General features: G+C 61.3%; 23 protein-coding genes and 1 pseudogene. 7 read left to right on the top strand and 17 right to left on the bottom strand.

Annotated features, from left to right (window positions below):
- Nucleotides 1–3: 3 nt before the first annotated feature.
- The 6 genes from pheT to thrS all read right to left on the bottom strand — a co-directional run bounded on the left by pheT (nucleotide 4) and on the right by thrS (nucleotide 6648).
- On the bottom strand, nucleotides 4–2382 hold the full coding sequence (gene pheT, locus AC788_RS03160; protein ID WP_049859169.1) for a phenylalanine--tRNA ligase subunit beta: 2379 nt from the start codon (nucleotides 2380–2382) through the stop codon (nucleotides 4–6).
- 27 nt (nucleotides 2383–2409) lie between these two features.
- Nucleotides 2410–3426: a phenylalanine--tRNA ligase subunit alpha gene (gene pheS, locus AC788_RS03155; protein WP_049859168.1), complete on the bottom strand. Its 1017-nt coding sequence runs from the start codon at nucleotides 3424–3426 to the stop codon at nucleotides 2410–2412.
- Between the two features lie 109 nt (nucleotides 3427–3535).
- Complete coding sequence (rplT, locus tag AC788_RS03150) at nucleotides 3536–3892, bottom strand: 50S ribosomal protein L20 (protein ID WP_043188388.1); 357 nt, start codon at nucleotides 3890–3892, stop codon at nucleotides 3536–3538.
- Between the two features lie 27 nt (nucleotides 3893–3919).
- Complete coding sequence (rpmI, locus tag AC788_RS03145; protein WP_002553160.1) at nucleotides 3920–4114, bottom strand: 50S ribosomal protein L35; 195 nt, start codon at nucleotides 4112–4114, stop codon at nucleotides 3920–3922.
- A gap of 60 nt (nucleotides 4115–4174) precedes the next feature.
- Nucleotides 4175–4726: a translation initiation factor IF-3 gene (gene infC / locus AC788_RS03140; protein ID WP_177327948.1), complete on the bottom strand. Its 552-nt coding sequence runs from the start codon at nucleotides 4724–4726 to the stop codon at nucleotides 4175–4177.
- A complete protein-coding gene (thrS, locus tag AC788_RS03135; protein ID WP_049859166.1) occupies nucleotides 4726–6648 on the bottom strand; it encodes a threonine--tRNA ligase in 1923 nt (640 codons plus the stop codon). Before thrS ends, infC begins: the two co-directional genes overlap by 1 nt.
- Nucleotides 6649–6799: 151 nt before the next feature.
- Between thrS and AC788_RS21565 the strand changes: the two genes are divergently transcribed.
- Both AC788_RS21565 and AC788_RS03125 read left to right on the top strand, forming a co-directional pair.
- Nucleotides 6800–7294 carry a hypothetical protein gene (locus AC788_RS21565; protein ID WP_134721346.1) on the top strand — a complete coding sequence of 165 codons (495 nt, stop codon included), beginning with the start codon at nucleotides 6800–6802 and terminating at the stop codon, nucleotides 7292–7294.
- Between the two features lie 290 nt (nucleotides 7295–7584).
- Nucleotides 7585–7797, top strand: coding sequence for a cold-shock protein (locus AC788_RS03125; protein ID WP_032631434.1), 213 nt, complete (start codon nucleotides 7585–7587; stop codon nucleotides 7795–7797).
- A 64-nt stretch (nucleotides 7798–7861) separates the two neighbouring features.
- On the opposite strand, the gene AC788_RS03120 is transcribed toward AC788_RS03125, so the two are convergent.
- Together AC788_RS03120 and AC788_RS03115 are read right to left on the bottom strand one after the other, a co-directional pair.
- Nucleotides 7862–8179, bottom strand: a complete 318-nt coding sequence (locus AC788_RS03120) for an I78 family peptidase inhibitor (RefSeq protein WP_049859164.1) — start codon at nucleotides 8177–8179, stop codon at nucleotides 7862–7864.
- A 149-nt stretch (nucleotides 8180–8328) separates the two neighbouring features.
- Nucleotides 8329–8634, bottom strand: a complete 306-nt coding sequence (locus tag AC788_RS03115) for a hypothetical protein (protein ID WP_049859778.1) — start codon at nucleotides 8632–8634, stop codon at nucleotides 8329–8331.
- 144 nt (nucleotides 8635–8778) lie between these two features.
- Between AC788_RS03115 and AC788_RS03110 the strand changes: the two genes are divergently transcribed.
- Nucleotides 8779–9018: a hypothetical protein gene (locus AC788_RS03110; RefSeq protein WP_049859777.1), complete on the top strand. Its 240-nt coding sequence runs from the start codon at nucleotides 8779–8781 to the stop codon at nucleotides 9016–9018.
- A 30-nt stretch (nucleotides 9019–9048) separates the two neighbouring features.
- Here AC788_RS03110 and AC788_RS03105 read toward each other — a convergent pair whose 3' ends face one another.
- The 8 genes and pseudogenes from AC788_RS03105 to AC788_RS22130 all read right to left on the bottom strand — a co-directional run bounded on the left by AC788_RS03105 (nucleotide 9049) and on the right by AC788_RS22130 (nucleotide 16785).
- Nucleotides 9049–10068 (bottom strand): nucleoside hydrolase, encoded by a 1020-nt coding sequence (locus tag AC788_RS03105; RefSeq protein ID WP_049859163.1) that lies wholly within the window; start codon nucleotides 10066–10068, stop codon nucleotides 9049–9051.
- Between the two features lie 28 nt (nucleotides 10069–10096).
- The gene (gene rbsD / locus AC788_RS03100) at nucleotides 10097–10501 is read right to left on the bottom strand and encodes a D-ribose pyranase (protein ID WP_049859162.1); all 405 of its coding nucleotides are present in this window, start codon (nucleotides 10499–10501) and stop codon (nucleotides 10097–10099) included.
- Entirely contained in the window at nucleotides 10498–11415 is a 918-nt protein-coding gene (gene rbsK / locus AC788_RS03095) for a ribokinase (protein WP_049859161.1), read from the bottom strand. The genes rbsD and rbsK overlap by 4 nt, the downstream gene beginning before the upstream one ends.
- A 12-nt stretch (nucleotides 11416–11427) precedes the next feature.
- The gene (locus tag AC788_RS03090) at nucleotides 11428–12450 is read right to left on the bottom strand and encodes a LacI family DNA-binding transcriptional regulator (protein ID WP_049859160.1); all 1023 of its coding nucleotides are present in this window, start codon (nucleotides 12448–12450) and stop codon (nucleotides 11428–11430) included.
- Between the two features lies 1 nt (nucleotide 12451).
- A pseudogene (locus AC788_RS03085) lies at nucleotides 12452–13443 on the bottom strand (ABC transporter permease).
- Nucleotides 13440–14984 carry a sugar ABC transporter ATP-binding protein gene (locus AC788_RS03080; RefSeq protein WP_049859159.1) on the bottom strand — a complete coding sequence of 515 codons (1545 nt, stop codon included), beginning with the start codon at nucleotides 14982–14984 and terminating at the stop codon, nucleotides 13440–13442. Before AC788_RS03080 ends, AC788_RS03085 begins: the two are co-directional and overlap by 4 nt.
- Nucleotides 14985–15054: 70 nt before the next feature.
- On the bottom strand, nucleotides 15055–16011 hold the full coding sequence (locus AC788_RS03075) for a sugar ABC transporter substrate-binding protein (protein ID WP_049859158.1): 957 nt from the start codon (nucleotides 16009–16011) through the stop codon (nucleotides 15055–15057).
- 195 nt (nucleotides 16012–16206) lie between these two features.
- Nucleotides 16207–16785, bottom strand: a complete 579-nt coding sequence (locus AC788_RS22130) for a hypothetical protein (protein ID WP_442965512.1) — start codon at nucleotides 16783–16785, stop codon at nucleotides 16207–16209.
- Nucleotides 16786–17352: 567 nt separating this feature from the next.
- On the opposite strand from AC788_RS22130, the gene AC788_RS22125 reads away from it, so the two are divergent.
- From AC788_RS22125 to AC788_RS03050, 4 genes are all read left to right on the top strand, one after another.
- Nucleotides 17353–19029, top strand: a complete 1677-nt coding sequence (locus AC788_RS22125) for an RHS repeat domain-containing protein (protein ID WP_442965511.1) — start codon at nucleotides 17353–17355, stop codon at nucleotides 19027–19029.
- Nucleotides 19030–19171: 142 nt separating this feature from the next.
- On the top strand, nucleotides 19172–20512 hold the full coding sequence (locus AC788_RS03060) for a cation:proton antiporter (protein ID WP_049859155.1): 1341 nt from the start codon (nucleotides 19172–19174) through the stop codon (nucleotides 20510–20512).
- A gap of 277 nt (nucleotides 20513–20789) precedes the next feature.
- Entirely contained in the window at nucleotides 20790–22235 is a 1446-nt protein-coding gene (locus AC788_RS03055) for an ATPase domain-containing protein (protein ID WP_177327947.1), read from the top strand.
- A gap of 21 nt (nucleotides 22236–22256) precedes the next feature.
- Complete coding sequence (locus tag AC788_RS03050; protein WP_049859153.1) at nucleotides 22257–22634, top strand: response regulator transcription factor; 378 nt, start codon at nucleotides 22257–22259, stop codon at nucleotides 22632–22634.
- Nucleotides 22635–22650: 16 nt separating this feature from the next.
- Here the strand turns inward: AC788_RS03050 and map are convergent, their stop codons facing one another.
- The gene (map, locus tag AC788_RS03045; protein WP_082223548.1) at nucleotides 22651–23409 is read right to left on the bottom strand and encodes a type I methionyl aminopeptidase; all 759 of its coding nucleotides are present in this window, start codon (nucleotides 23407–23409) and stop codon (nucleotides 22651–22653) included.
- Between the last annotated feature and the right edge of the window lie 361 nt (nucleotides 23410–23770).

Raw genomic sequence — 23770 nt, 5'->3', positions numbered from 1 at the left:
GCGCTACTTCCTTAACGTGGCGTTCAACCTTTGTTCGAGCGAGGTGAGGATGGCTTGTGTCGTGGTATTCACCTCATCGTCGTTAAGAGTGCGCGATGGATGCTGCCAGGTCAAGCCAACAGCGAGGCTTTTTCTATGAGGATCAATGCCTTTACCCTGGTAGACGTCAAACAACCTGAGGTCGGTGAGCCATTCCCCGGCGTTCTCGCGAATGACCTCCATTACTGCACTGGCAGCCACATCACGATCGGCCAGCAATGCCAGGTCACGACGCACTTCAGGGAAGCGCGACAGCTCCTGGAATTTCGGCAGACGACCTTCGGAAACTTCGGCAAGCACCAGCTCGAACACGAAGACGGCGCGGTCCAGACCCAACGACTTCACCAGCTCCGGATGCAAGGCACCCAGGTAGCCTACTTCCTGACCAGCGCGTTCGATACGGGCGGTCTGGCCTGGATGCAGCGCCGGGTGCTGACCCGGAACGAAGGTGAAGGCGTCCAGCGCACCGGCGAAGCCCAATACGGCTTCCACATCAGCCTTGACGTCGAAGAAGTCTACGGTTTCGCGGCCCTGAGCCCAGCCTTCCGGCAGGCGACTGCCGCAGACGACGCCAGCCAGCATGGGCTCCTGCTTCAACCCGTCCAGTTGACCAACGAAGCGCAGGCCGCTTTCGAACAGGCGCACGCGGTCCTGCTGGCGATTGAGGTTGTGCTGCAGGGCCTTGACCAGACCTGGCCACAAGGACGCGCGCATGGCCGCCATGTCGGTCGAGATCGGGTTGGCAAGCAACAACGGCTCGACGCCAGGGCTGAACAGCTCGAACAGCTTGGGATCGATGAAACTGTAGGTGATCGCTTCCTGATAGCCACGGGCGACCAGCAGGCGACGCAGGGCTGGCAGGTCGGAGCGAGCTTCAGGGCTGGCCTGCGGCGCCAGACGCGCCTGTGGGTAGCGTACCGGCAGACGGTTATAACCGTAGAGCCGAGCCAGCTCCTCGATCAGATCGACTTCCAGACTGATGTCGAAGCGATGACTCGGCACTTCCACCGACCACTGCCCTTCCCCACTGGCCTCGACGCCCAGACCCAAACCGGTCAGCAGCGCTTCGATCTCGCTGCTGCCCAGCTCCAGCCCCAGCATCTGGCTGACCCGCTCGGCACGCAAGGTGATCGGGGCGATCTGTGGCAGGTGTTCCGGTCTGACGCTTTCAATGATCGGGCCCGGTTCGCCGCCGGCGATGTCCAGCAGCAACGCGGTCGCGCGCTCCATGGCTTCACGGGCGAGGTTCGAATCGACACCGCGTTCGAAGCGATGGGAAGCGTCGGTGTGCAGCCCATACGAACGTGCCTTGCCTGCCACCGAGATCGGTTCGAAGAACGCGGCCTCGAGAAACACATCGCGGGTCTTGGCGGTCACGCCGCTGTTCTCGCCGCCCATGACGCCAGCGATGCCCAGCAGGCGCGCGTGGTCGGCAATGACCAGGGTATCGCTGCGCAGAGCGACTTCCTGACCGTCGAGCAGGGTGATCTTCTCGCCCTCCTCGGCCATGCGTACCCGGATGCCGCCGTCGATTTCGGCCAGGTCGTAAGCATGCATCGGCTGGCCCAGCTCGATCATCACGTAGTTGGTGATGTCCACTGCGGCATCGATACTGCGCACTTCACTGCGACGCAGACGCTCGACCATCCACAGCGGAGTGGCCCTGGACAGATCGACATTGCGCACTACACGGCCGAGAAAACGCGGGCAAGCTGCCGGCGCAAGCACTTCCACCGGACGCACATCGTCGTTGACCGGAGCGACGGCGGCGATGACCGGGCGAGTGACCGGCGCGGCATACAGCGCACCCACTTCACGGGCCAGACCTGCCAGGGACAGGCAGTCACCACGGTTGGGGGTCAGGTCGACCTCGATGCTGGCATCGTCCAGCCCCAGGTACACCCGAAAGTCTTCGCCGGTCGGCGCATCGGCTGGCAGCTCCATCAAGCCGTCATTACCTTCGCCAACCTGCAGCTCGGACTGCGAGCACAGCATGCCGTTGGACTCGACGCCGCGCAGTTTGGCTTTCTTGATCTTGAAGTCACCGGGCAGTTGCGCACCGATCTTGGCGAATGGAATCTTCAGGCCGGGGCGCACGTTCGGCGCACCACAGACCACCTGAAATGTTTCATTGCCATCGCTCACCTGGCACACGCGCAGCTTGTCGGCGTCCGGGTGCTGCTCGGTGGCCAGCACCTCGCCGACCACCACACCGCTGAACTCGCCTGAGGCCAGGGTTACGCTGTCCACTTCCAGACCTGCCATCGACAGACGCGCAACCAGCTCGTCTCGCGAAGCCTGCGGGCTTACCCAGCCACGCAGCCATTGTTCACTGAATTTCATCCTGCTCTCCTGAAAGATTCGTTACGGCTAGCGAAATTGCGCGAGGAACCGCAAGTCGTTGTCGAAGAACAGGCGCAAATCATTGACGCCGTAACGCAGCATGGCGAGACGCTCCGCACCCATGCCGAAAGCAAAACCCTGGAACTCTTCGGGGTCGATACCCGACATGCGCAGCACGTTGGGGTGCACCATGCCGCAGCCCAGCACTTCCAGCCAGCCGGTCTGCTTGCAGACCCGGCAGCCCTTGCCGCTGCACATCACGCATTGAATATCGACTTCAGCCGAAGGTTCGGTGAAGGGGAAGAACGAGGGACGGAAACGAACCGCCAGCTCTTTTTCGAAGAACACCCGCAGGAATTCCTCGATGGTGCCTTTCAAGTCCGCGAAGTTGATGTCGCGGTCGATCAGCAACCCCTCGACCTGATGGAACATCGGCGAGTGGGTGATATCCGAGTCGCAACGATAGACCCGGCCCGGGCAGACAACCCGAATCGGCGGCTGTTGCGACTCCATGGTCCGCGCCTGCACCGGAGAGGTGTGGGTGCGCAGCAACATGTTGGCATTGAAATAGAAGGTGTCGTGCATCGCACGGGCCGGGTGATGGCCTGGGATGTTGAGCGCTTCGAAGTTGTGATAGTCGTCTTCCACCTCGGGACCTTCGGCGATGCCGTAGCCGATATGGGTGAAAAACTGCTCGATCCGCTCCAGCGTCCGGGTGACCGGATGCAGGCCGCCAGTTGTCTGGCCACGGCCAGGCAGGGTGACGTCGATCTGCTCGGCAGCGAGCTTGGCGCTCAGCTCGGCTTCTTCGAAAGCCGTCTTGCGCGCATTGAGGACATCTGTGACACGCTCCTTGGCTTCGTTGATCAGCGCACCCACTTTAGGACGCTCATCGGCAGGCAGGTTGCCCAAGGTCTTCATCACCTGAGTCAGTTCGCCTTTCTTGCCAAGGAATTGAACCCGGATCTGCTCCAGGGCATTGATGTCTTCAGCGTGTTGCACGGCCTCCAAAGCTTGAGAGACCAGCGCATCCAGGTTTTCCATGTACAGACTCCAGATACGAAATAGGGGAAGAGCTTGAAGGCTCTTCCCCTATTCATGACGTTTAACACCCCAACCCGCCGACGGCGGGCCAAGGTGATTGTCGGGGTACTTAGGCCAGCGAGGCTTTAGCTTTCTCGACAATCGCAGCAAACGCCGCTTTTTCGTTCACTGCCAGATCAGCCAGAACCTTGCGGTCGATCTCGATGGACGCTTTTTTCAGGCCGGCGATGAAACGGCTGTAGGACAGACCGTTGACACGAGCACCAGCATTGATACGAGCGATCCACAAGGCGCGGAACTGACGTTTTTTCTGACGACGGTCGCGGTAGGCGTACTGGCCTGCCTTGATGACCGCTTGCTTGGCTACACGGAATACGCGCGAACGAGCGCCGTAGTAGCCTTTAGCCAGTTTCAGAATTTTCTTGTGACGCTTACGGGCAATGACGCCACGCTTAACACGAGCCATGAGTTAGTCCTCTATCTTTGACCGAAATTAACGAAGGCGCAGCATGCGCTCGACTTTTGCCACGTCAGACGGGTGCAGCAAGCTGCTACCGCGCAATTGACGCTTACGCTTGGTCGACATTTTGGTCAGGATGTGGCTCTTGAAAGCGTGCTTGTGCTTGATGCCGTTGGCGGTTTTCAAAAACCGCTTCGCTGCACCACTCTTGGTTTTCATCTTTGGCATGTTCGGGTACTCCACATTCAATTGATAAACATAACCGCAAGGCCTGCCGTGCCCTGGTGGTTACTTCTTTTTCTTGGGGGCGATGACCATGATCAGCTGGCGTCCTTCCATCTTCGGATGCTGTTCAACGGAGCCGTATTCGAGCAGGTCACCTTCGACCCGCTTCAACAGCTCCATGCCCAGCTCCTGATGCGCCATCTCACGGCCGCGGAATCGCAAGGATACCTTGGCCCTGTCCCCATCACTCAGGAAACGTACCAGGTTGCGGAGTTTTACCTGGTAATCCCCTTCTTCCGTCCCTGGACGAAACTTGATTTCTTTTACCTGAACCTGTTTCTGGTTCTTCTTCGCCGCAGCAACCTGCTTCTTCTTCTCGAAGATCGATTTGCCGTAGTCCATCACCCGACATACGGGCGGGATGGCATCGGCGGAGATTTCCACCAGGTCCAGCTTCGCTTCTTCAGCGATACGAAGCGCTTCATCGATAGAGACGATGCCAATCTGCTCGCCGTCAGCGCCAATTAACCGAACCTCGCGTGCCGAGATATTCTCGTTGATCGGGGCTTTCGGTGCAGCTCGTTTATCTTGTCTCATTTCACGCTTAATAATAATTACTCCGAATCTGGGCGACCACGCCGGGATACCGCTTGTGCCAGGTACTCGGTGAATTGGGCGATGGGCATGGAGCCCAGGTCAGCACCTTCACGGGTACGCACAGCGACAGTTTGCGTTTCAACTTCCTTGTCCCCGATGACCAGGAGATAAGGAACCTTGAGCAAAGTATGCTCACGGATTTTAAAGCCGATCTTTTCATTTCTCAAGTCGGACTTGGCACGAAACCCGCTTTCCGTCAGATTTTTTTCGACGAGCTGCACGAAATCCGCTTGTTTATCAGTGATATTCATCACCACGGCCTGCACAGGCGCCAGCCAGGCCGGGAATGCACCTTCGTAGTGCTCGATCAGGATACCGACGAATCGCTCGAACGAACCCAGGATCGCGCGGTGCAGCATCACAGGATGCTTGCGTCCGTTGTCTTCGGTGACGTATTCAGCGCTCAGACGGATCGGCAAATTGAAATCGAGCTGCAGTGTACCGCATTGCCAGACGCGACCCAGACAATCCTTCAGCGAAAACTCGATCTTGGGACCGTAGAAGGCGCCCTCGCCCGGCTGCAGGTCGTAAGGCAGGCCAGCGGCATCGAGCGCTGCGGCCAAGGCCGACTCGGCGCGATCCCATAGCTCGTCGGAGCCGACACGCTTCTCGGGACGGGTCGACAGCTTGAGCTGGATGTCCTTGAAGCCGAAATCGGCATAGACGTCCATGGTCAGCTTGATGAAGGCCGCCGATTCGGACTGCATCTGCTCTTCGGTACAGAAGATGTGCGCGTCGTCCTGAACGAAGCCGCGCACGCGCATGATGCCGTGCAGCGCGCCGGAAGGCTCGTTGCGGTGGCAGGCGCCGAACTCGGCCAGGCGCAGCGGCAGCTCGCGGTAGCTTTTCAGGCCCTGGTTGAACACCTGCACGTGGCATGGGCAGTTCATCGGCTTGATGGCGTAGTCGCGATTTTCCGACTCGGTGGTGAACATGTTCTCGGCGTAGTTGGCCCAGTGCCCGGATTTCTCCCACAGGCTGCGATCGACCACCTGCGGCGTCTTGATTTCCAGGTAGCCGTTCTCGCGCTGGATCTTGCGCATGTACTGTTCGAGTACCTGGTAGACGGTCCAGCCGTTGGGGTGCCAGAAGACCATCCCAGGCGCTTCTTCCTGAAGATGGAACAGACCCAGGCGCTTGCCGATCTTGCGGTGATCGCGCTTCTCGGCTTCCTCGATACGCTTGACGTAGGCGGCCAGTTGCTTTTTGTCTGCCCAGGCAGTGCCGTACACGCGCTGCAACTGTTCGTTCTTGGCATCGCCGCGCCAGTAGGCACCGGACAGCTTGGTCAACTTGAAGGACTTGAGAAAACGGGTGTTCGGCACGTGCGGACCGCGGCACATGTCGACGTACTCTTCGTGATAGTACAGGCCCATGGCCTGTTCATCCGGCATGTCTTCGACCAGACGCAGCTTGTAGTCTTCGCCGCGAGCGGTGAATACGTCGATGACTTCGGCACGCGGCGTGACTTTCTTGATCACGTCGTACTCGGTGTCGATCAACTGCTGCATGCGCTGCTCGATCGCCGCCATGTCGTCGGGTGTAAAAGGCCGCTCGTAGGCGATGTCGTAATAGAAGCCTTCTTCGATGACCGGGCCGATCACCATCCGCGCGGTGGGGTACAGCTGCTTGACAGCATGACCGACCAGGTGGGCGCAGGAGTGACGGATGATTTCCAGCCCCTCTTCGTCCTTGGGCGTGATGATCTGCAAGGTGGCGTCGGCGGTGATCAGGTCACAGGCGTCGACCAGTTGGCCGTTGACCTTGCCGGCCACGGTGGCCTTGGCCAGGCCGGCGCCGATGGATGCGGCGACCTCGGCAACGGAAACCGGGTGATCGAACGAACGCTGACTGCCGTCGGGAAGAGTAATGGTGGGCATGGCGCCTCCTCTCCTAGTGGTGACCCCTACCAAAGGTCACATGGGTTGGGATGAGCCAGTACGCGATTCGCCCGGTATGCCCGCCTTACGTTGGCAGGAGCCTTGCGGCCGACCGGAATACGAACCAGAGTGACTGGAGCAATCGAAAAAGGTGAATCCCGCGCTTCGCGCTGCCGAACAAGGCAGTGCCGAGCGCAAGGCCGAACATCCTAGCACACAAGGTGCGTCGAATTGGTGCGTCATGCGTGCGATATGGCAACTCACCGGGTCGCTGAACTTGCGGCCCGTTCCACCCCTCAGATGTGGTGAGTCCAAACCGCCTGAAAACAAGGAGCTATTCATTATGGGTCTCAAACGACTTCTTCCCCTGAGTGCCTGCCTGGCCCTGATGCTTCCATTCGCGGCCCAGGCTGCCGCGCTGTCCGCCGACGCCAAGGCCGAATACACCGCTCAATGTCAGGCTGCAGCCGTGCAGCAAGGCGTCGATGCTGCCAAAGCACAGGCACACTGCAGCTGCGGCGCGAAAGTGATCGAGGACAAATTCACCCAAGCCGAGATCGACCAGTTGACCAACAAGCAGGTCGAACCACCGATGGCGCTACGCCAGAAGTTGATGAAGGAAGTGCTGGTTTGCAAAAACCAGTAACCTCGATAGCCCACCTGAAGAGCACTTCGGGCGTTCTTCAGGCCTGATAACAGCAGACGATCGATTTATTTGCGACGGAATGCGGTTTTTTTTAAAAGAATTTTCAGGTGCAAACCCTAACAAAATAAGGGGTTTAGCCGCTTCGGACAGGTCAAAAGGCGACAACCTTGGCTTCCTGCCCCAATCAAAGGGGGTTCACAGTCCAGCTTTTGGACTATGATAGGGACCGTGTGCCCAGTTGGCCTGAGCAGCACAGCACTACTGAATATTATGTTTCTTGGAGATTCACCATGTCTAATCGCCAGTCCGGCACCGTAAAATGGTTCAACGATGAGAAAGGCTTCGGCTTCATCACTCCTCAAGGTGGCGGTGACGACCTGTTCGTACACTTCAAAGCTATCGAATCCGACGGTTTCAAAAGCCTGAAAGAAGGCCAGACCGTTTCGTTCGTGGCTGAGAAAGGCCAAAAGGGCATGCAAGCTGCTCAAGTTCGCCCAGAGTAATCTCGGCAGCTGAAAAAACCCGTCCATGTGACGGGTTTTTTTTCGCCTGCGATTCGTGCCGCGTTCAGCCGCAGTTGACGCGAGTGATCTGACCGCTGTCGTCGGCGTTCAGATTGAGACGGTCGGAACGGTACTCCAGGGTGACCATGTCGTGGGGACGCAGTATCCGGGCAACCTGGGCGCCTGCCTTGACCCTGGCCTCTTCGAGCAGGTCGGCGGAAGCTGGCTTGCCGACGGTGTAGCGTGCGCCATCGGCGTTGCAGCGTCCGTCGAACGCGGGTGCGGCAGCGGCAGACGACTGGGTCGACTTTTCTGAGGTAGAGCAGCCGCTGGCGGCCAGGGCGGCCATCAGGATCAACAGGGTCTTGCGCGGGAAAGGCATGCAGCCTCCTCTTTTTCCAGTAGGTTTTCGAATAGTCAAGGTTGTGCGACCGCCTGCAACTGGATTGGTTGCACACTGGGCCAGTCTGCCCCAGGGCACCGTAAACGAGTGCCTGCGAATTCGTCACGGGATGTGTGGTGACATCGCATTCAGTACAGATCGATGTAATCGGATCGGGGCACAGGCCAGTGAGTCTGCAACGCGGTATGGATCTGCTGGATCCATTCGGCGTCCTCGGCGGCAGCCGGACCCACGTAGCCCGATCCGGCAGACCAGGTCTCGAGACGGAAACACAGTCCCTGCACGTCCATGCCACCGATCGCCTGAGTGGAAAGGAAAGCGATACCGTCGCGGGTGACGCGTAGCTGGTTATGAACGGCCGGGTTTCCCGAGGCGATCAGGGCGCGGACTGCCTTGAGGGTCAGCGAGTCGGGCTGCTTGAGATCGATGTGCACATGAGCCTCCATGCTGAAGATAGACCCCAAGTTTGGCACGAGGCCGGCCATCTGCCCAAGGGCCGGTGTAAAGCGTGGACGAAAATGCTTTACTGGATCACGTGGAGCGAACGTCGTTCGCTTGTGACCGTTGGCGAGAGCAACATGGCAAACGTATCGATCAAGGCGGACATCAAGGTCCAGTGGCCTCAGGGCCAGAGCTCTTTCAGTCCCGGCACGCCTGAAGAACTGGCGATCATCGGGGTCGACGTGCTGGTCAAGGCACTGGGCACCGAGGCTGCGCGCAGCTTCGTCATTCAGGTGTTCGAGCGCTATGCCCACGAACACGCGACAGCGTCGGTCAACAGCGTGGGCCATCCACTCAAGAACGTACCCACGCCGTAGCTCGCTGAAGCCCGTCATGGGCTCGACAGATCAAGGCAGACGCTGCAGCCGTTGCGTCAGCAGATCGAAGAACCCCTGCGCGTTGCCGTCGTTTACCCAGAATACATTCGTGGGCTGTTTGAGTGTGCCGTACCAGTCGGCCACGGTCTGACCGAAGGTAGGGCCTTCGCGGCTGTCGATGGTCAGGTTGACTTGGCGACCGCTGAACAGCTGCGACGCCAACAGGTAGGCAATCACGCTGGCATCGTGTACCGGGCCGCCTGGCAATCCGTAGTGCTCCATATCGGCCTTGACGTACGCCTGGAGGATATCCACCACCCGAGGACCCGCCTTGTTCGACAACGCGGCCAGTTGCTGCAGACGTGCCGGACTGGTCAGGATCTTGTGGGTGACGTCGAGCGGTACGTAGGTGAGCTTCACCCCGCTCGCCAGCACGACCTGAGCGGCGTGCGGGTCGGCGAACAGGTTGAATTCCGCTGCCGGCGTGATGTTGCCGCCGTTGAAGTGGGCGCCGCCCATGACGATCACTTCCTTGATGCCCTGGGTAATGCCAGGGGCCTGGATCAACGCCAGCGCCAGGTTGGTCTGTGGCCCCAGCATGGCCAGGGTGATGCTGTGGGGTTCGGCATGGCTGAGGGTGTCGATCAGGTATTGCACCGCACTGCCTTCGGCAAGGCCCTTGGCCGGCTCTTGGACGACGATACCCGGCATGCCCTCCTCGCCGTGCACATTGGCGGCATAGATGGGCTCGCGGACCAGCGGCTTGGGCGCGCCGGCATACACTGGCACGTCCTCACGGCCAGCCCATTCACGGGCCAGTCGTGCATTGCGCGAAGTCTTGTCCAGGCGCACGTTGCCGGCCACGGTAGTGAGCGCGCGAACGTTGATCTGCTCAGGTGAGGACAGGGCCAGCAGCAAGGCGACGAAGTCATCGGCACCCGGATCGGTATCGATGATCAGATCGATCTTGTCGGCCGCCATGGCGGTGGCGCTGGTCAGCAAGGCCATCAGCGAAAATCCTCGGATCAGGGTCAGGAAAAAACGTTGCATATCACACTCCTTGTGCTCATTGATGAATCTAGAAAGTAACACCCGCCAGCAGGGCAATGTTGCTGTAGGGCTGGCATTCGCCGGTCCGCACGATAGCGCGGGCGCTTTTTGACAGTTCCTTGAAACGCGCATGGCTGACTATCTGGCGCACACCCAGTGCGCCTTGATCATGCAACTGCTGGATCCGGGTCGATGCCGGGGGCAGTACCTGAAGCATCTCCTCGGCGATCACGTGGCTTTCCACCTGCATTTCGCTGAGCAGCACCTCCAGTGTGCTGACGAAGCTGGGAATGCCCGGCGTGAGGGCCAGGTCGATCAAGGGCACGCCCGGTGGCACCGGCAGGCCCGCATCGCCGATCACGACGATGTCGCCATGGCCCAGAGAGGCGACCAACTGTGACAGGGAAATGTTCAGCAATGCAGTCTTTTTCACGATAGCACCTGCTCGACCTGCGCCAGGGTTGGAATGGAAGGCTGCGCACCGGCGCGGGTGACCGACAGCGCCGCAGCGGCCTGACCGAAGGCAATGGCCTGGGACTCGTCCAGGCCGCGGGCCAGGGCCGCGGCAAAGCCACCAACGAAGGTGTCGCCCGCCGCCGTGGTATCCACGGCCTGCACCTTGCGGCCAGGAGAGTGCCGGAACTGCACGCCATCGGCAAACAAGACGCCGCGCTCGCCCAGGGTGAGGATGATCTTGCCTGCACCGGCCTCGCGCAGAAGGCTGGCGGCCTGCTCCGCCTCGGCAACCGAGTTCACCGCAAGCCCGGTCAGGGCCTGCGCTTCGGTTTCGTTGGGGATCAGGTAGTCGATCCAGCCCAGCCACTGCGACGGCAAGGGGCCGGTCACCGGCGCGGGGTTGAGAATGACGGTTTTTCCTGCCTCGTGAGCGCGTTGCAGGGCGAAAGCGACCACCGGGTAGGGAATTTCCAGCTGGCATACCACTACGTCGGCGGTTTGCAGAAGGCCATCGAAGCGCTCGATGTCGGTGGATTCGAGTTGGCCATTGCCACCTGCCACGATGACGATCGCATTCTGGCTGTTGGCATCGACCACGATCATGGCAATCCCGGTCGCCACGTCCTCGGCCACCCGCACGCCCTGACAGTCGATACCTTCATCGGCCAGCGCCTGTCGCAGCGCGTGGCCATAGGCGTCGGCGCCCACACAGCCGATCATTGCCACCTGGCCGCCCAGGCGCGCCGCCGCGACTGCCTGATTGGCGCCCTTGCCGCCCGGAACCGTCGCGAAGGACTGGCCCAGCAGCGTTTCTCCCGCGCGCGGCAAACGTTCGGCCTGTGCCACCAGGTCCATGTTCAGACTGCCTATTACCAATACGTTCGCTTGCATCGTGTGCCACTCTCAGCGCAATTCATGGGGAAGACCGGCGTATCGCGCCGTGGACTCGCGCACCACGATCTGTGGCGCGATGATGTGTTGCGTGGCGGCTGTGCCGGCAGCGCCAGCGATCCGGGCCAGGAGCCGCTCGGCGGCGCTCTCGCCCAGCTCGCCGATACGCTGGCCCACGGTGGTCAGGGCCGGGTAGACGTAGCGGCTGAGCTGGATGTCGTCGAAGCCGATGACCGATAGCTGCTCGGGCACGCGGATTCCCTGTTCGGCGGCTGCGCGCAGTACGCCCAGACCGATCATGTCGTTGGCGGCGAAAATCGCCGTGGGCCGCTCGCCCGCCAGCAATTGCACCGCCGCCCGGTAGCCGCCCGGGCTGGTGAAATCGCTGTGCAGGACATGACCTTTCGCGGGCTGTATACCGCACTCGGCGAGCGCGCGATGGTAGCCGTCCATCCGCAGTTGCGCCACATGGGTATGCGCAGGCCCGCTGATGCAGGCAATGGCGCGATGGCCCAGTTCCAGCAGGTGCAGGGTGGCCAGGTAGCCGCCCTGCTCGTGGTCGATGCACACCAGATCGGCCGTCACCTCGTGCAAGCCGCGGTCGACGATGACCATGGGCGTACGCACCGCCGCCAGCATATCGGTCAGCGCGGCATCGCCACCGACCGAAGCGAACACGATGCCGTCGACGCGTTTTTCAAGCAACACACGTAGGTAGTTGCGCTGCTTCTGCGGATCGTCGTCGGAGTTGCACAGGATCACGCAGTAGCCATTGCGCTCGCAGCAGTCCTCGATACCCCGCGCCAGTTCGGCAAAATAGGGGTTGACGCTGTTGGGCACCAGCAAGCCGATGGTCGCCGTGCTGCGCGCCTTCAACGAGCGGGCCACGGCGCTGGGTACATAGTTGAGTTCGGCGATCGCCGACTCGACCTTGCGCCGCACGTGCGCGCTGACCGGGCGGCTGTTGTTCACCACATGGGAGACCGTGGTGTAGGAAATCCCCGCCCGCGCCGCCACATCCTTGATGGTCGCCATGCTAGCTCCGCTTGCGCGCGCGTTGACTGCGATAGGTGTCCAGGACCACGGCGATGACGATCACGGCACCGGTGATGATGCGCTTGGTCGGTTCGCTGGCACCGATCTGCGCCAGACCGGCAGCGAGTACGGAAATGATCAGCACGCCGAAGAAAGTGCTGATGACCGACCCGCGCCCGCCCATCAGGCTGGTCCCACCGATGACCACTGCAGCGATCACCTGCAGTTCCAGACCGGCCCCGGCGTTGGGATCGGCCGCCTCGAGGCGGGAAATCTGGAACAGCGCCGCCACGCCCGCCAGCAGACCCATGAGGGAGAAGACCAGCACCTTGTAGGGCTTGGGATTGATCCCGGCCAGGCGGACGGCTTCCTCGTTGGTGCCGATGCCGATCAGGTAGCGGCCGAAGACCGTGCGGGTCAGGGTCAGGTGGGCGATGACGATCACCCCCAGCGCAATCAGGAACGAAGGCGCGATGCCGAAGGCCACCGGTCGGACAGCCAGGCGAAGGCGTCACCGATGTAGGCGGTGCGTGAATCGGTCATCTGGTAGGCCACCCCGCGGGCCATTTCCAGCACGCCCAGGGAGAGGATGAACGAAGGGATGCGCCAGGCCACGGTGATCGAACCGGTGATGGTGCCGGCGAGCGCCGCGCAGCCCATGCCCAACAGCGCGGCGGGCAATACACTCCAGCCCCAGCCGAGGATCGCCACACTGACTGCCGAAGCAGCCAGTGCCAGCACCGAGCCTACCGACAGGTCGATGCCGCCGATGATCAACACGAAGGTCATGCCAACGGCGAGAACCATCAGGTCGGGGATCTGGTTGGCGATGGTGCTGAAGGTGCTGTACGAGAGAAAGTGACTGCTGAGCACGGAGAACAGAACGATCATGGCCAGCAAGGCGCCGGCCAGGCCCAGATAGGTCCCCAGGCCCAGGTAGGTGCCGCTGGGTTTGGCGCCAGGCGTGGCTTTGGGCAGTGTTGAAGTTTTCATGCAGGGATCCTTGCTGCAGGCTCGGCCAGCAGCGCATTGCGTTTTTGATAACCGGCGAACGCGGCGGCCAGCAGTTCATCCTGGCTCCAGTGTTCGCGCTCGAAAGTGTCGATCAGACGGCCGGCCGAGAGCACCGCGATGCGGTCGCAGATCAGCATCAGCTCGCGCAGGTCGCTGGAGACCACGACCAGCGCCTTGCCCTGGCGGGTCAGTTCGCCCAGCAGGGCATAGATGTCGAACTTGGCGCCGACGTCGATGCCACGAGTCGGCTCGTCGAACAGCAGCACGTTGCAGTCGCGCTCCAGCCAGCGGCCGATCACCACCTTTTGCTGGTTGCCGCCCGAGAGCTCGGCCACGGTTTGTGCCGGGCTGGAGCTGCGGATGCGCATGGCTTCGATCTGGCGCTGGGCCAAGGCCCGTTCGGCCTGGTTGTCGACGACACCTGCGGCGGAAATCGCCGGCATGTTGCCCAAGGCGATATTGGCGCTGATCGATTGCGACAGCAGCAGGCCTTCGCCCTTGCGGTCTTCGGTGATCAAGGCGATGCCATGGGCCACGGCATCGGCGGGACTGCGGATCGTGACCGGCCTGGGTGGCTGGCCAATGGCAACGGTACCGGCATCGCTGGCGTCGGCGCCGAAGATCAGCCGCAGCAGTTCGGTGCGCCCTGCCCCGATCAATCCGGAAATGCCGAAGATCTCGCCCTGACGCACCTCGAAGGACACGTCCTTGACCTTGTCGCCGCGGCTCATGCCTTGCACCTGGAACATGGGCGCGCCAATGCGTCGCTCACCCAGGTCGATGCGTTCGCCCAGTTCGCGGCCCACCATGAGGTTGACCAGTTGCTCGCTGTCGTAGCGCGCCATCGGCTCGACACACACCAAGCGCCCGTCGCGCAGCACGGCGATGCGTTGCGCAACCTGGGCCAGTTCTTCGAGGCGATGGGAAATGTAGATAATCGACACGCCGCGCTCGCGCAGGCGCAGGATCTGCGCGAACAGCATGTCGACCTCGCGCGCGGTGAGCATCGCGGTGGGTTCGTCGAGGACCAGCACCCGACAGTCGCCGATCAGGTTGCGGGCGATCTCGACCATTTGCTGATGACCGATGCCCAGGTCGCTCACCAATGTATCCGGGTCGATGGCGTCTAGGCCCACCTGGGCCATGGCCTGGCGGGCCTGCTCACGCAGGCGTCGACGATCGATCCAGCCACCGCGGCTGGGCAGATCGTGAAGGAACAGGTTTTCCGCAACGGTCAGCGTCGGCAACAGGTTGAGCTCCTGCATGACCATGCGCACCCCGCCACGCTCGGCGGCGGTACGGCTGCCGGGCAGCCAGGCCTGGCCCTGGAACTGCATCTGGCCGGTGGTTGGCGCTTCCAGGCCACCGATTATCTTCGACAGGGTGCTCTTGCCCGCGCCGTTCTCGCCGGTCAGGGCCAGCACTTCGCCGCGGTGCAGCTCAAGGTCGATGTCCCACAGCACGGGCTGGGCATAGGTCTTGCCGATGCCACTGACCGACAGTACAACATTGGATGTCATAGGGTTCTCCAGACGCGCCTGCCGATAGCAGGCCGAGGCAATGCCCAGGCCTGCCGCGAGACGCTCTGCATCAAGGCTTGGTGACGAGCTCGACCGGGGTCTGGATCACGCCATTGGCGTCGACGTCCAGCTTGTCGCCCTTGATCATGCCCAGCGCACTCTGAATGCCGAACACTGCCTGGCGGGCGGCGAACTGGTCGGCCGTGGCCAGTACGCGACCGTCCTTGAGCATTGGCTTGATAGCATTGATGTTGTCGTAGCCCACCACCTGGACCTTGCCCGCCTTGCCTGCGGCACGCACCGCGGAGACCGCACCGAGCGCCATGCTGTCGTTGCCGGCCAGCAGGGCCTTGAGGTCGGGGTATTCATTGAGCATGGCGGAGGCGACGGCATTGCCCTTGTCGATTTCCCAGTTGCCCGACTGCACGGAGACGATCTTCATCTGCGCCGCTTCCATGGCGTCCTTGAAACCGGCCGTGCGCATCTGTGCGTTGGTGGTGGTCGGTACGCCTTCGATGATGCCAACCTGGTCACCGGCAGTGAGTTGCTTGGCCAGGTAGTCGCCGACCAGCTTGGCGCCCTTGCGGTTGTCGGGACCCACGAACGGCACCTGGATGCCTTTGCTTTTCAGCACGCCGGCATCCAGCTGGTTGTCGATGTTGACGACCTTGATGCCGGCATCCATGGCCTTCTTGATGATCGGCACCAGGGCCTTGGAGTCTGCCGGGGCGATGACCAGCGCATCGACCTTGGCCACGATCATCTGCTCGACGATGCGAATCTGATTGGCGGTGTCGGACTCGTCCTTGATGCCATTGGACACCAGATCGAAATCGGCGGCGTGTTCTTTCTGGTAGCTCTTGGCGCCGTCTTCCATGGTCAGGAAGAATTCGTTGGCCAGGGATTTCATGACCAGCGCGACCTTGGGCTTCTGGGTGTCGGCGAAGGAGGATTGCAGCGGGGCGATGGTGCCGATGGCAGCCATCAGGGAGACAGCTAGCAGGCGTCCAGCGAAGGGCAGCTTCATGGGGTCACTCCGATCTTATGATTGTTTTCGAGCAACGGTTCGCGGTTATTCGCAAACGTTTGCGTACTGGAAACTATGGCCATGCATCAGTCCTTTGTCAATCTCGTGGACATGCTTCCACCCAAGCATCTGTAGCACTCGCCATAACACCGCCCTGCAGGTGCGAGGCAGCTCCGCATCACGATACAAAGTCAGTCATTCATTCATCCTCGGGCCGAGCCCATAAAGATTGCCATGACTAACCACGAAGCCCTTGCCCTTCATACTGCAACCCCCAGGCTGCACGTTGTCGACGGCCGTGCACTTGCGCGGCGCGATGTCGTGTACCACAGAGATCAACCCGGTTTCACGCAGGCACGTATTACCCGCCATGATTACAACGCCGGTGAGCAGCGTGTCTGTAGCATAGACCCTCGCCTGCATGCGGCCCGGTCCGAGCAACCCGACATCGAGCCCAATCTGCAACAACGTTACAGCCTGGGAGGTCGCTGCCTGCGCAGCCGTAGTGTCGACGCCGGCACCACTGTGACCTTGCACGACGCCTGCGGGCGTGAGGCGGTGACATGGCTCGCCAATGGTGTCGAGCAGAGCCGGCACTACGAGGCTGCGCCACTGCCTGGGCGACTCTTGTCGATCACAGCGCTGGGAACCGACGGAGCCACGCGGACAGCCGAGCGCTGGCAATGGGCTGATGGCCAGCCATGGGTGCGAGAGCGCAACCTTGCCGGGCACTGTCACACACGTTTCGACGGCGCCGGCAAGAATGTTGTCCAAAGCCGTAGCTTGCTCGGCTCAATCACCAGCGAGTGCTTGCAGCTGCTGCAAGGCCATGAGGAAAGCGACTGGTCTGGTGACGACCCCTTGGCTTGGGCAAGATGCCTGGAGCCAGAATGTTCGAGCAGTTCGGTGATTGTCGATACTTGCGGTGCGATCGTGGCCAGTGAGGATGCCAAGGGGCATCGTCAACGCCATGGTTTTGATCGCTGTGGGCAGTATCGGGCCAGCTGGGTCACCCCCATGGGCAGCACCGAAACGCCTGTGGTACTGGATGTCAGCTACGACGCCAACGGCCAGAGGCTGATGGAGCATGATGCCAACGGGTTGGTCACCCACCATACCTACGCACCCGACACCCTGCGGCTGGTCGGCAGGAAAACCACCCGCCTGCACGACCGTCGGGTTTTGCAGGATTTGCGTTACCAGTACGACCCTGTCGGATTGGTGACCCAGGTACGCGACCATGCCGAGCAGACGCGATTCTGGCGCAACCAGAAAATAGAGCCACAACAGGACTACCAGTACGACTCGCTATCGCAGCTGATACTGGCCAGCGGGCGTCAAATGGCTGCACTCGGCCGACCTGATAGCCTGCCCCATGCGCTGCCTGTCGATACCCATGCCTACACCCTCTATCAGCGCCGCTACACATACGACCAGTCGGGTAACCTGCTGAACATTCGGCACACCGTCCCGGCTACCAGCACCGGCTACACGATCAGGCTTACAGCCTCCGCGCGGAGCAACCGGACCCTCCTGAGCGACCTTTGCGACGACCCCGCATTGATCGATAGCCACTTCGATGCCGCTGGCCAGCAGCGAGCGGTGGACGGCGCTCAACGCGCTGCCTGGAACAGTCGCATGCAACTGGGCAGTGTCACGACAGACGCAGCAGGTAGCGAGCATTACCTTTACGGCCAGCATCACCAGCGGCTGCGCAAGACTCATGCTCACGGCAGTACTCGCTATTTACCGGGTCTGGAGTTGCAGCAGCACGACAGCCATGCTTTGCACTGCATCAATGTGACCGAGCACATTCGCGTGCTGCACTGGCCTCAGGGCAGCCCAGAGGGTCTGGCCAACGATCAGTTGCGCTACAGCTACACCGACCTGCTGGGCAGTCATGGCTTGGAAATCGATGGCGACGGCTGTGTCATCAGCCGCGAGGAATTCTTCCCGTTCGGTACCACCTCTGTGTGGGCCTGCCGCAATCAGACCGAGGCCAGTTACAAGACTCTCCGCTACTCGGGCAAGGAACGCGACAACACCGGCCTCTACTATTATGGCTACCGCTATTACCAGCCATGGACCGGACGCTGGCTCAGCGCCGACCCGGCGGGCGCTGTGGATGGTCTGAACCTGTACGCCATGGTCCGCAACTCACCGTTGTCAGCAGTGGACGACGACGGTCGTATGCTGCGGATCGTCGTAAAAGGCGGGATCGGTGCAGCCGGGATCGGCTACGAGGCCTATAAGCACAAGGACCGACAGTCCCAGGCGCCAGCACAGCCTGGCGACGCTTCGACGAGCGGCTCCATGGGCGACCGGCGGGCAGACCAGGTGATCGGCAAGATCCAGCGGATGAAGGACGAATTCAGCCCAGGGCAACAGATTCTGAACAGTGCAAAGGGCCGCGCGCAAACGGCGGATCATCTGGCGCATGGTCAACTGCCGGGGGCCAATGCAGTCCTCAAGGGCGCTGAAAGTGTCGCCACTGTGGTCGAGTTCAGCCAGACAGGCGATCTTTCCCAGATCAACAAAGCGCCTCTGGCGAACGCAGTAGCTACAGACGCGGTAAACGGCGTTGCTCACAGCATCAAGGCCACCATCAAAAACACCCAGAAAGCCGTGAAAGGGGCTGCCGAAGTGGCAACGCTTTCCGACACCAAAGCTGCGGAAGTGGACGCGTCACTGGGCGATTTGAAAGAAGTTGCGAAAGACAAACTGATCACGAATGTGTCGCTGGGCGCCACGGTCAAAGCGGGCCTGGATGGAGCCGCCGCGGTAGTGCCTCATCCCGTCGCCAAGGTTGGCCTCAGAATCCTGTCTGCGGCGTGGACGGTGACGGGCGTGGTGCATGGCGCTGAAGAGCTGGGTGAGATTGCCAAAACCCACGAGGATCTGCTCGTGAGTAAGACCGGCGAAAACCTCATGGGGCAAATGAAGACGGTGAATGCGTCGAATCGTGGAGTGATCTTGGATCGCGTCAAAAAGAGCTACGGCTTCTCCGACACTCCATGAGGCCGGGCGCCGTCTGTTGCCAGAGCAGTAGCGCTGGCTATCTGCGACGTTTTGCCACTCAACTAATGGCCCCACCAACAGTCACAGCTGAATCGGTTACATTTTGTAGCCATTTTCAGGGGTGCGAGCCCGAAGAGGCCGGATGAGCTTTATCTTGTGGATGGCCGTGCTGGGCGTCCTGCTGTTGATGCTGGCGCTGACGGCGTCTTACCTGCGCTGGCTGCCAGTGACCACCTCGGCGGTGTGCCTGGCATTCGGCGTGGCCATCGGTCCCATGGGGCTGGGGCTGTTCACCACCGATTTCAAGGACACCGCCTCCTGGCTCGAACGCCTGGCGGAGGCGGCAGTGTTGTTTTCTCTGTTCAGCACCGGCATCAAACTGCGGCTGGGGTTGGGCCGCAGTGCCTGGCGCGCAGCTTATATGCTGTCGGGCCCGGTGATGATCGTTTCGATTCTGGGCGTCTGCCTGGTAGCGCACTATGCCCTGGGCTTGTCGTGGGGGGTGAGCATGCTGCTCGGGGCGATGCTGGCGCCGACCGATCCGGTGCTGGCGTCCATGGTCCAGGTGAACAGCGCGCAGGACTTCGACCGCGTGCGCTTCGGGCTGTCGGGCGAGGCCGGACTCAACGACGGCACGGCCTTTCCGTTTGTGATCCTGAGCTTGCTGATGTTGCATCATGGCAGCCTCGACAGCCACTGGCTGGGTCAGTGGGCCCTGGAAAATCTGGTGTGGGGCGTGCCGGTCGGATTGCTGATCGGTTACGGGATGGGCCGGGCGATCGGCCACTTGATGATCTACCTGCGCGTGCGCCATGCCGACAGCACCAACTCGCCGAACGATTTTCTGGCGCTGGCCTTGATCGCACTGTCCTACTTTGCTGCCGCTTCCGTGGGCGCCTTTGGTTTTCTCGCCGTGTTCGCCGCAGGCCTGGGGTTGCGGCAGGCGGAGGTACGCACGTCGAACTCCGAGGTGCCTTCGGAGCACCTGGCCAAGCCAATCAGCGGGCACCGTGACATGGCTCCCGAAGAAGGCACCGTCACCCATCCCAACGATCTGGAAGACGGGCAGCTGGCCGCAGGGGTGATGATGGGCGACATCCTGGTGTTCGGCAATCTGGTGGAACGGTCCATGGAGGTACTGCTGATCACCATTCTGGGGGCGACCTTGTCCGCCTATTGGGATTGGCGAGCGGTGGGCCTGGCGGCCGCGCTGTTCTGCGTGATTCGGCCATTGAGCGTGTGGCTGCTGGTGAGCCGGCGGTTGCTCGACGGGCATCAGCGCGCGTTGCTGGGCTGGTTCGGCATCCGCGGGGTCGGGGCGATCTATTACCTGTGCTATGCCCTCGCCCACGAACTGCCCGAGTCGGTCGGGCAGGTCTGCATCAGCCTGACGCTGTCGGTGGTGGCGTTGAGCATTCTGGTGCACGGCATCAGCACCCAGCCGCTGCTGGAACATTACGAGCGTCGGCGAAAGCCGGTTTAGCGGCGGACGCCGTAAGTCAAGGAGGGCGCGGTGCTGCCGGCCGTGTGGATCCACCCCGTGCCGCGATCCCTGTAGCAGCGGCGCGAGCCGCGTCAGCGGTGCGTGCGCTGTGCCTGGAGGTTCGCGGTGTTGCCGGACGCGGCTCGCGCCGCTGCTACAGGGTATCGGTTCGGATGCACCGGCCCGGTCAAAAAGGTATAGAATCCCCAGCATTTGAAGGATCGGTCCTTGTCATCCAGACGGGACCGATCGCGCATAACCCATACAGGCAGATCGGATATTGGAACAGCTAAAGCGCCTCGCTAGCGGGATTGAAGGGCTCGATTTGTTGCTCAAGGGTGGGCTGGTGGCCGGTGCGTCGTACATCGTGCAAGGCCGTCCCGGCTCAGGCAAGACGATCCTGGCCAATCAGTTGGGCTTCAATCGCGTGCGTCAGGGCGGCCGAGTGCTGGTTGCCACACTGCTCGCCGAGTCCCATGAGCGCCTGTTCCAATACCTGTCCACCCTGAGCTTTTTCGACGCTTCGAAGATCGGTAATGAAATCCAGTTCGTCAGCGCTTTCGACACGCTGGAAAACGAAGGCCTGGATGAGGTGGTCAAGCTGCTGCGCCGTGAAATCAGTCGGCAGAAGGCAACCATCCTGATCGTCGACGGTGTGCTGAACGCCCGCTCCAAGGCCGATTCGCAGATCGACACCAAGAAGTTCATCTCCGAGTTGCAAGGCCATGCGGCGTTCGCCGGGTGCACCGTGCTGTTCCTGACCAGTTCGCGTCTGGACGACGGCAGCCCCGAACACACCATGGTCGACGGCGTCATCGAGCTGGGTGAAGAACTGTTCAACACCCGTTCGGTGCGCCGCATCCAGTTGCGCAAGACCCGCGGCAGCGGCGCGCTGTCCGGCCTGCATGAGTGCGAGATCACCGACGACGGGTTGGTGGTCTATCCGCGCCTGGAAAGCCTCTACAGCCGCCCTTCCTGCCCTGACCTCACCGATCTGAGCCGAGTGCCTAGCGGCATTCCTGATCTGGACAACCTGATCGGTGGCGGACTGCCGCGTTCCTCGGTGACCCTGGTCATGGGACCCTCGGGTATCGGCAAGACCAGTCTGGGCATCAACTTCCTGGCGGCCTCGACCCCTGAGGAACCCGGACTGTTGTTCGGCATGTACGAATCCGAGCGCCGCCTACAAGTGAAGGCGCGGTCACTGGGCCACGACTTCGAGACCCTGCAGGCCAGCGGCGCCCTGCACGTGTGCTGGCAGCCGACCACCGAAGGCCTGCTCGACGGGTTGGGCGCGCGCCTGCTGCATCAGGTCGAGATTCACGGCATCAAGCGCGTGCTGATCGACAGCCTGGGCGGCATGGCTCGCACCGCGACCAGTACCGTGCGCCTGACCGAGTTCTTCAGCACCTTGATGAGCGAGCTGCGCACACGTGGCGTGACCGTATTCGCCACGTGGGAAATCCGCGGCCTGTTCGGTCCGGAGATCACTTCGCCGGCTCCCGATCTTTCCAGCATCGTCGACAACATCCTGCTGACGCGATTTGTCGAACATGAGTCTGAACTAAAGCGGCTGATTTCCATTCTTAAGGTCAGAGACAGTTTTTATGATCCGTCGCTATTGGAGCTGGTCATCCATGGTCAGGGAATCGACCTGAGAAAGGCGTTCAAAAATGCAGAGGCAGTGTTATCAGGTAGCGCCTCCACGATATCGAATCCGTGATGTTGCCGGGGTCGAACTGACATGGCCACTATCCTGATCGTCGACGATGAGTATCTCATCGCCGACATCCTTGGTTACGCGCTTGAAGACGAAGGCTACATGGCCGTGACGGCTGGCAATGGCAAGCGTGCATTGGAGATCCTCGATCGCGAGCATCCCGCGCTGGTCATCACCGACTTCATGATGCCAGGCATGAACGGCCTTGAGCTGGCGCAAAGAATTCGCGGTAACGAATCGTTTTGCACCGTGCCCATCCTGTTGATGAGTGGAGCGCAAGGCAGCGTCGGGCGTGCCACGCCCGATCTGTTCGCTGCCGTCTACGACAAGCCATTCGATATCAACCAAGTGGTGGCGAAGGTTCGCGAGCTGGTGCCGCTGGAGCCCCTCAAGCCGCTTTGAGCGATAGCTTGCCTTGCTACAGCGTCAGGATCTCGTAACCATCAGCCGTGACCGCCACCATGTGTTCCCACTGCGCGGACAACGACTGGTCGCGCGTAACCACCGTCCAGCCATCGGCCAATTGGCGGGTGCCCGCCTTGCCTGCGTTGATCATCGGCTCGATGGTGAAGATCATGCCCTGGGTCAGCCGCATCCCCTCGCCCTTGCGGCCATAGTGCAGTACCTGCGGTTCATCGTGATAGATCTGGCCGATGCCATGCCCGCAGTATTCACGCACGACACTGAAGCCTTCGCGGTGCGCGACGCTCTGGATTGCGTGACCGATGTCGCCCAGGGTGGCGCCCGGCTTGACCATTTCTATACCGGCCAGCATCGCTTCATGGGTGGTTTCCACCAGACGCTTGGCCAATGGGCTCGGCTCACCCACGTAGTACATCCGACTGGTGTCGCCGAACCAACCGTCCTTGATGACCGCCACATCGATATTGACGATGTCGCCGTCGGCCAGCACGACCTTGTCGCTGGGCACCCCGTGGCAGACCACCTGATTGACCGAGATGCACGCCGTCTTGGTGAAACCATGGTAGCCAACGTTGGCCGGGACCACCTTCAGCTCGTTCACGATGTAGGCGTTGCACAGCTCGTCCAGGTATTGCGTGGTGACGCCTGCCTGCACGTGTGGGGCGATCATGCGCAATACGTCAGCGGCCAGGGCACCGGCGTGGCGGGCCATGGCGATTTGCTCCGGGGTGCGGCTCAGATTCTTGCGGCTCACTGATTTCTCCTGCTATTGGAACCCCTATGCTAGCAGAGCGCCGGTGCATTGCCTCGTCGTGGCGCATCGACCTGATTTAATTACAAACCCCACAAAACTTTTTGTAACCATTTCGTTCATAAGACTCACAGCCCAGCGCCACACCGGCAGATGGTCGCGAAAAGCGCACAGGCAGTGACTTCGAACGCGGTTCGAAGACTTCAAGCTCCAAGCAGTTCGACATAATCATAATATCCGCTGGCACCGACGGCCCTTGGGACCGTCCCCCTCCATGCCCGGCATCGCACCACCGAACGCTGACACTTGCCTTGCTCTTTTCGTGCGCGATCCTGCGTGACGCATCACGACCTATTGCCTGCGA

It is taken from the genome of Pseudomonas sp. RIT-PI-a, assembly GCF_001187875.1.
Classification (GTDB): Bacteria; Pseudomonadota; Gammaproteobacteria; order Pseudomonadales; family Pseudomonadaceae; genus Aquipseudomonas; species Aquipseudomonas coleopterorum.
The sequence above is the reverse complement of the archived record's forward strand: the minus strand, read 5'-3'. Positions and strand labels throughout refer to the sequence as shown.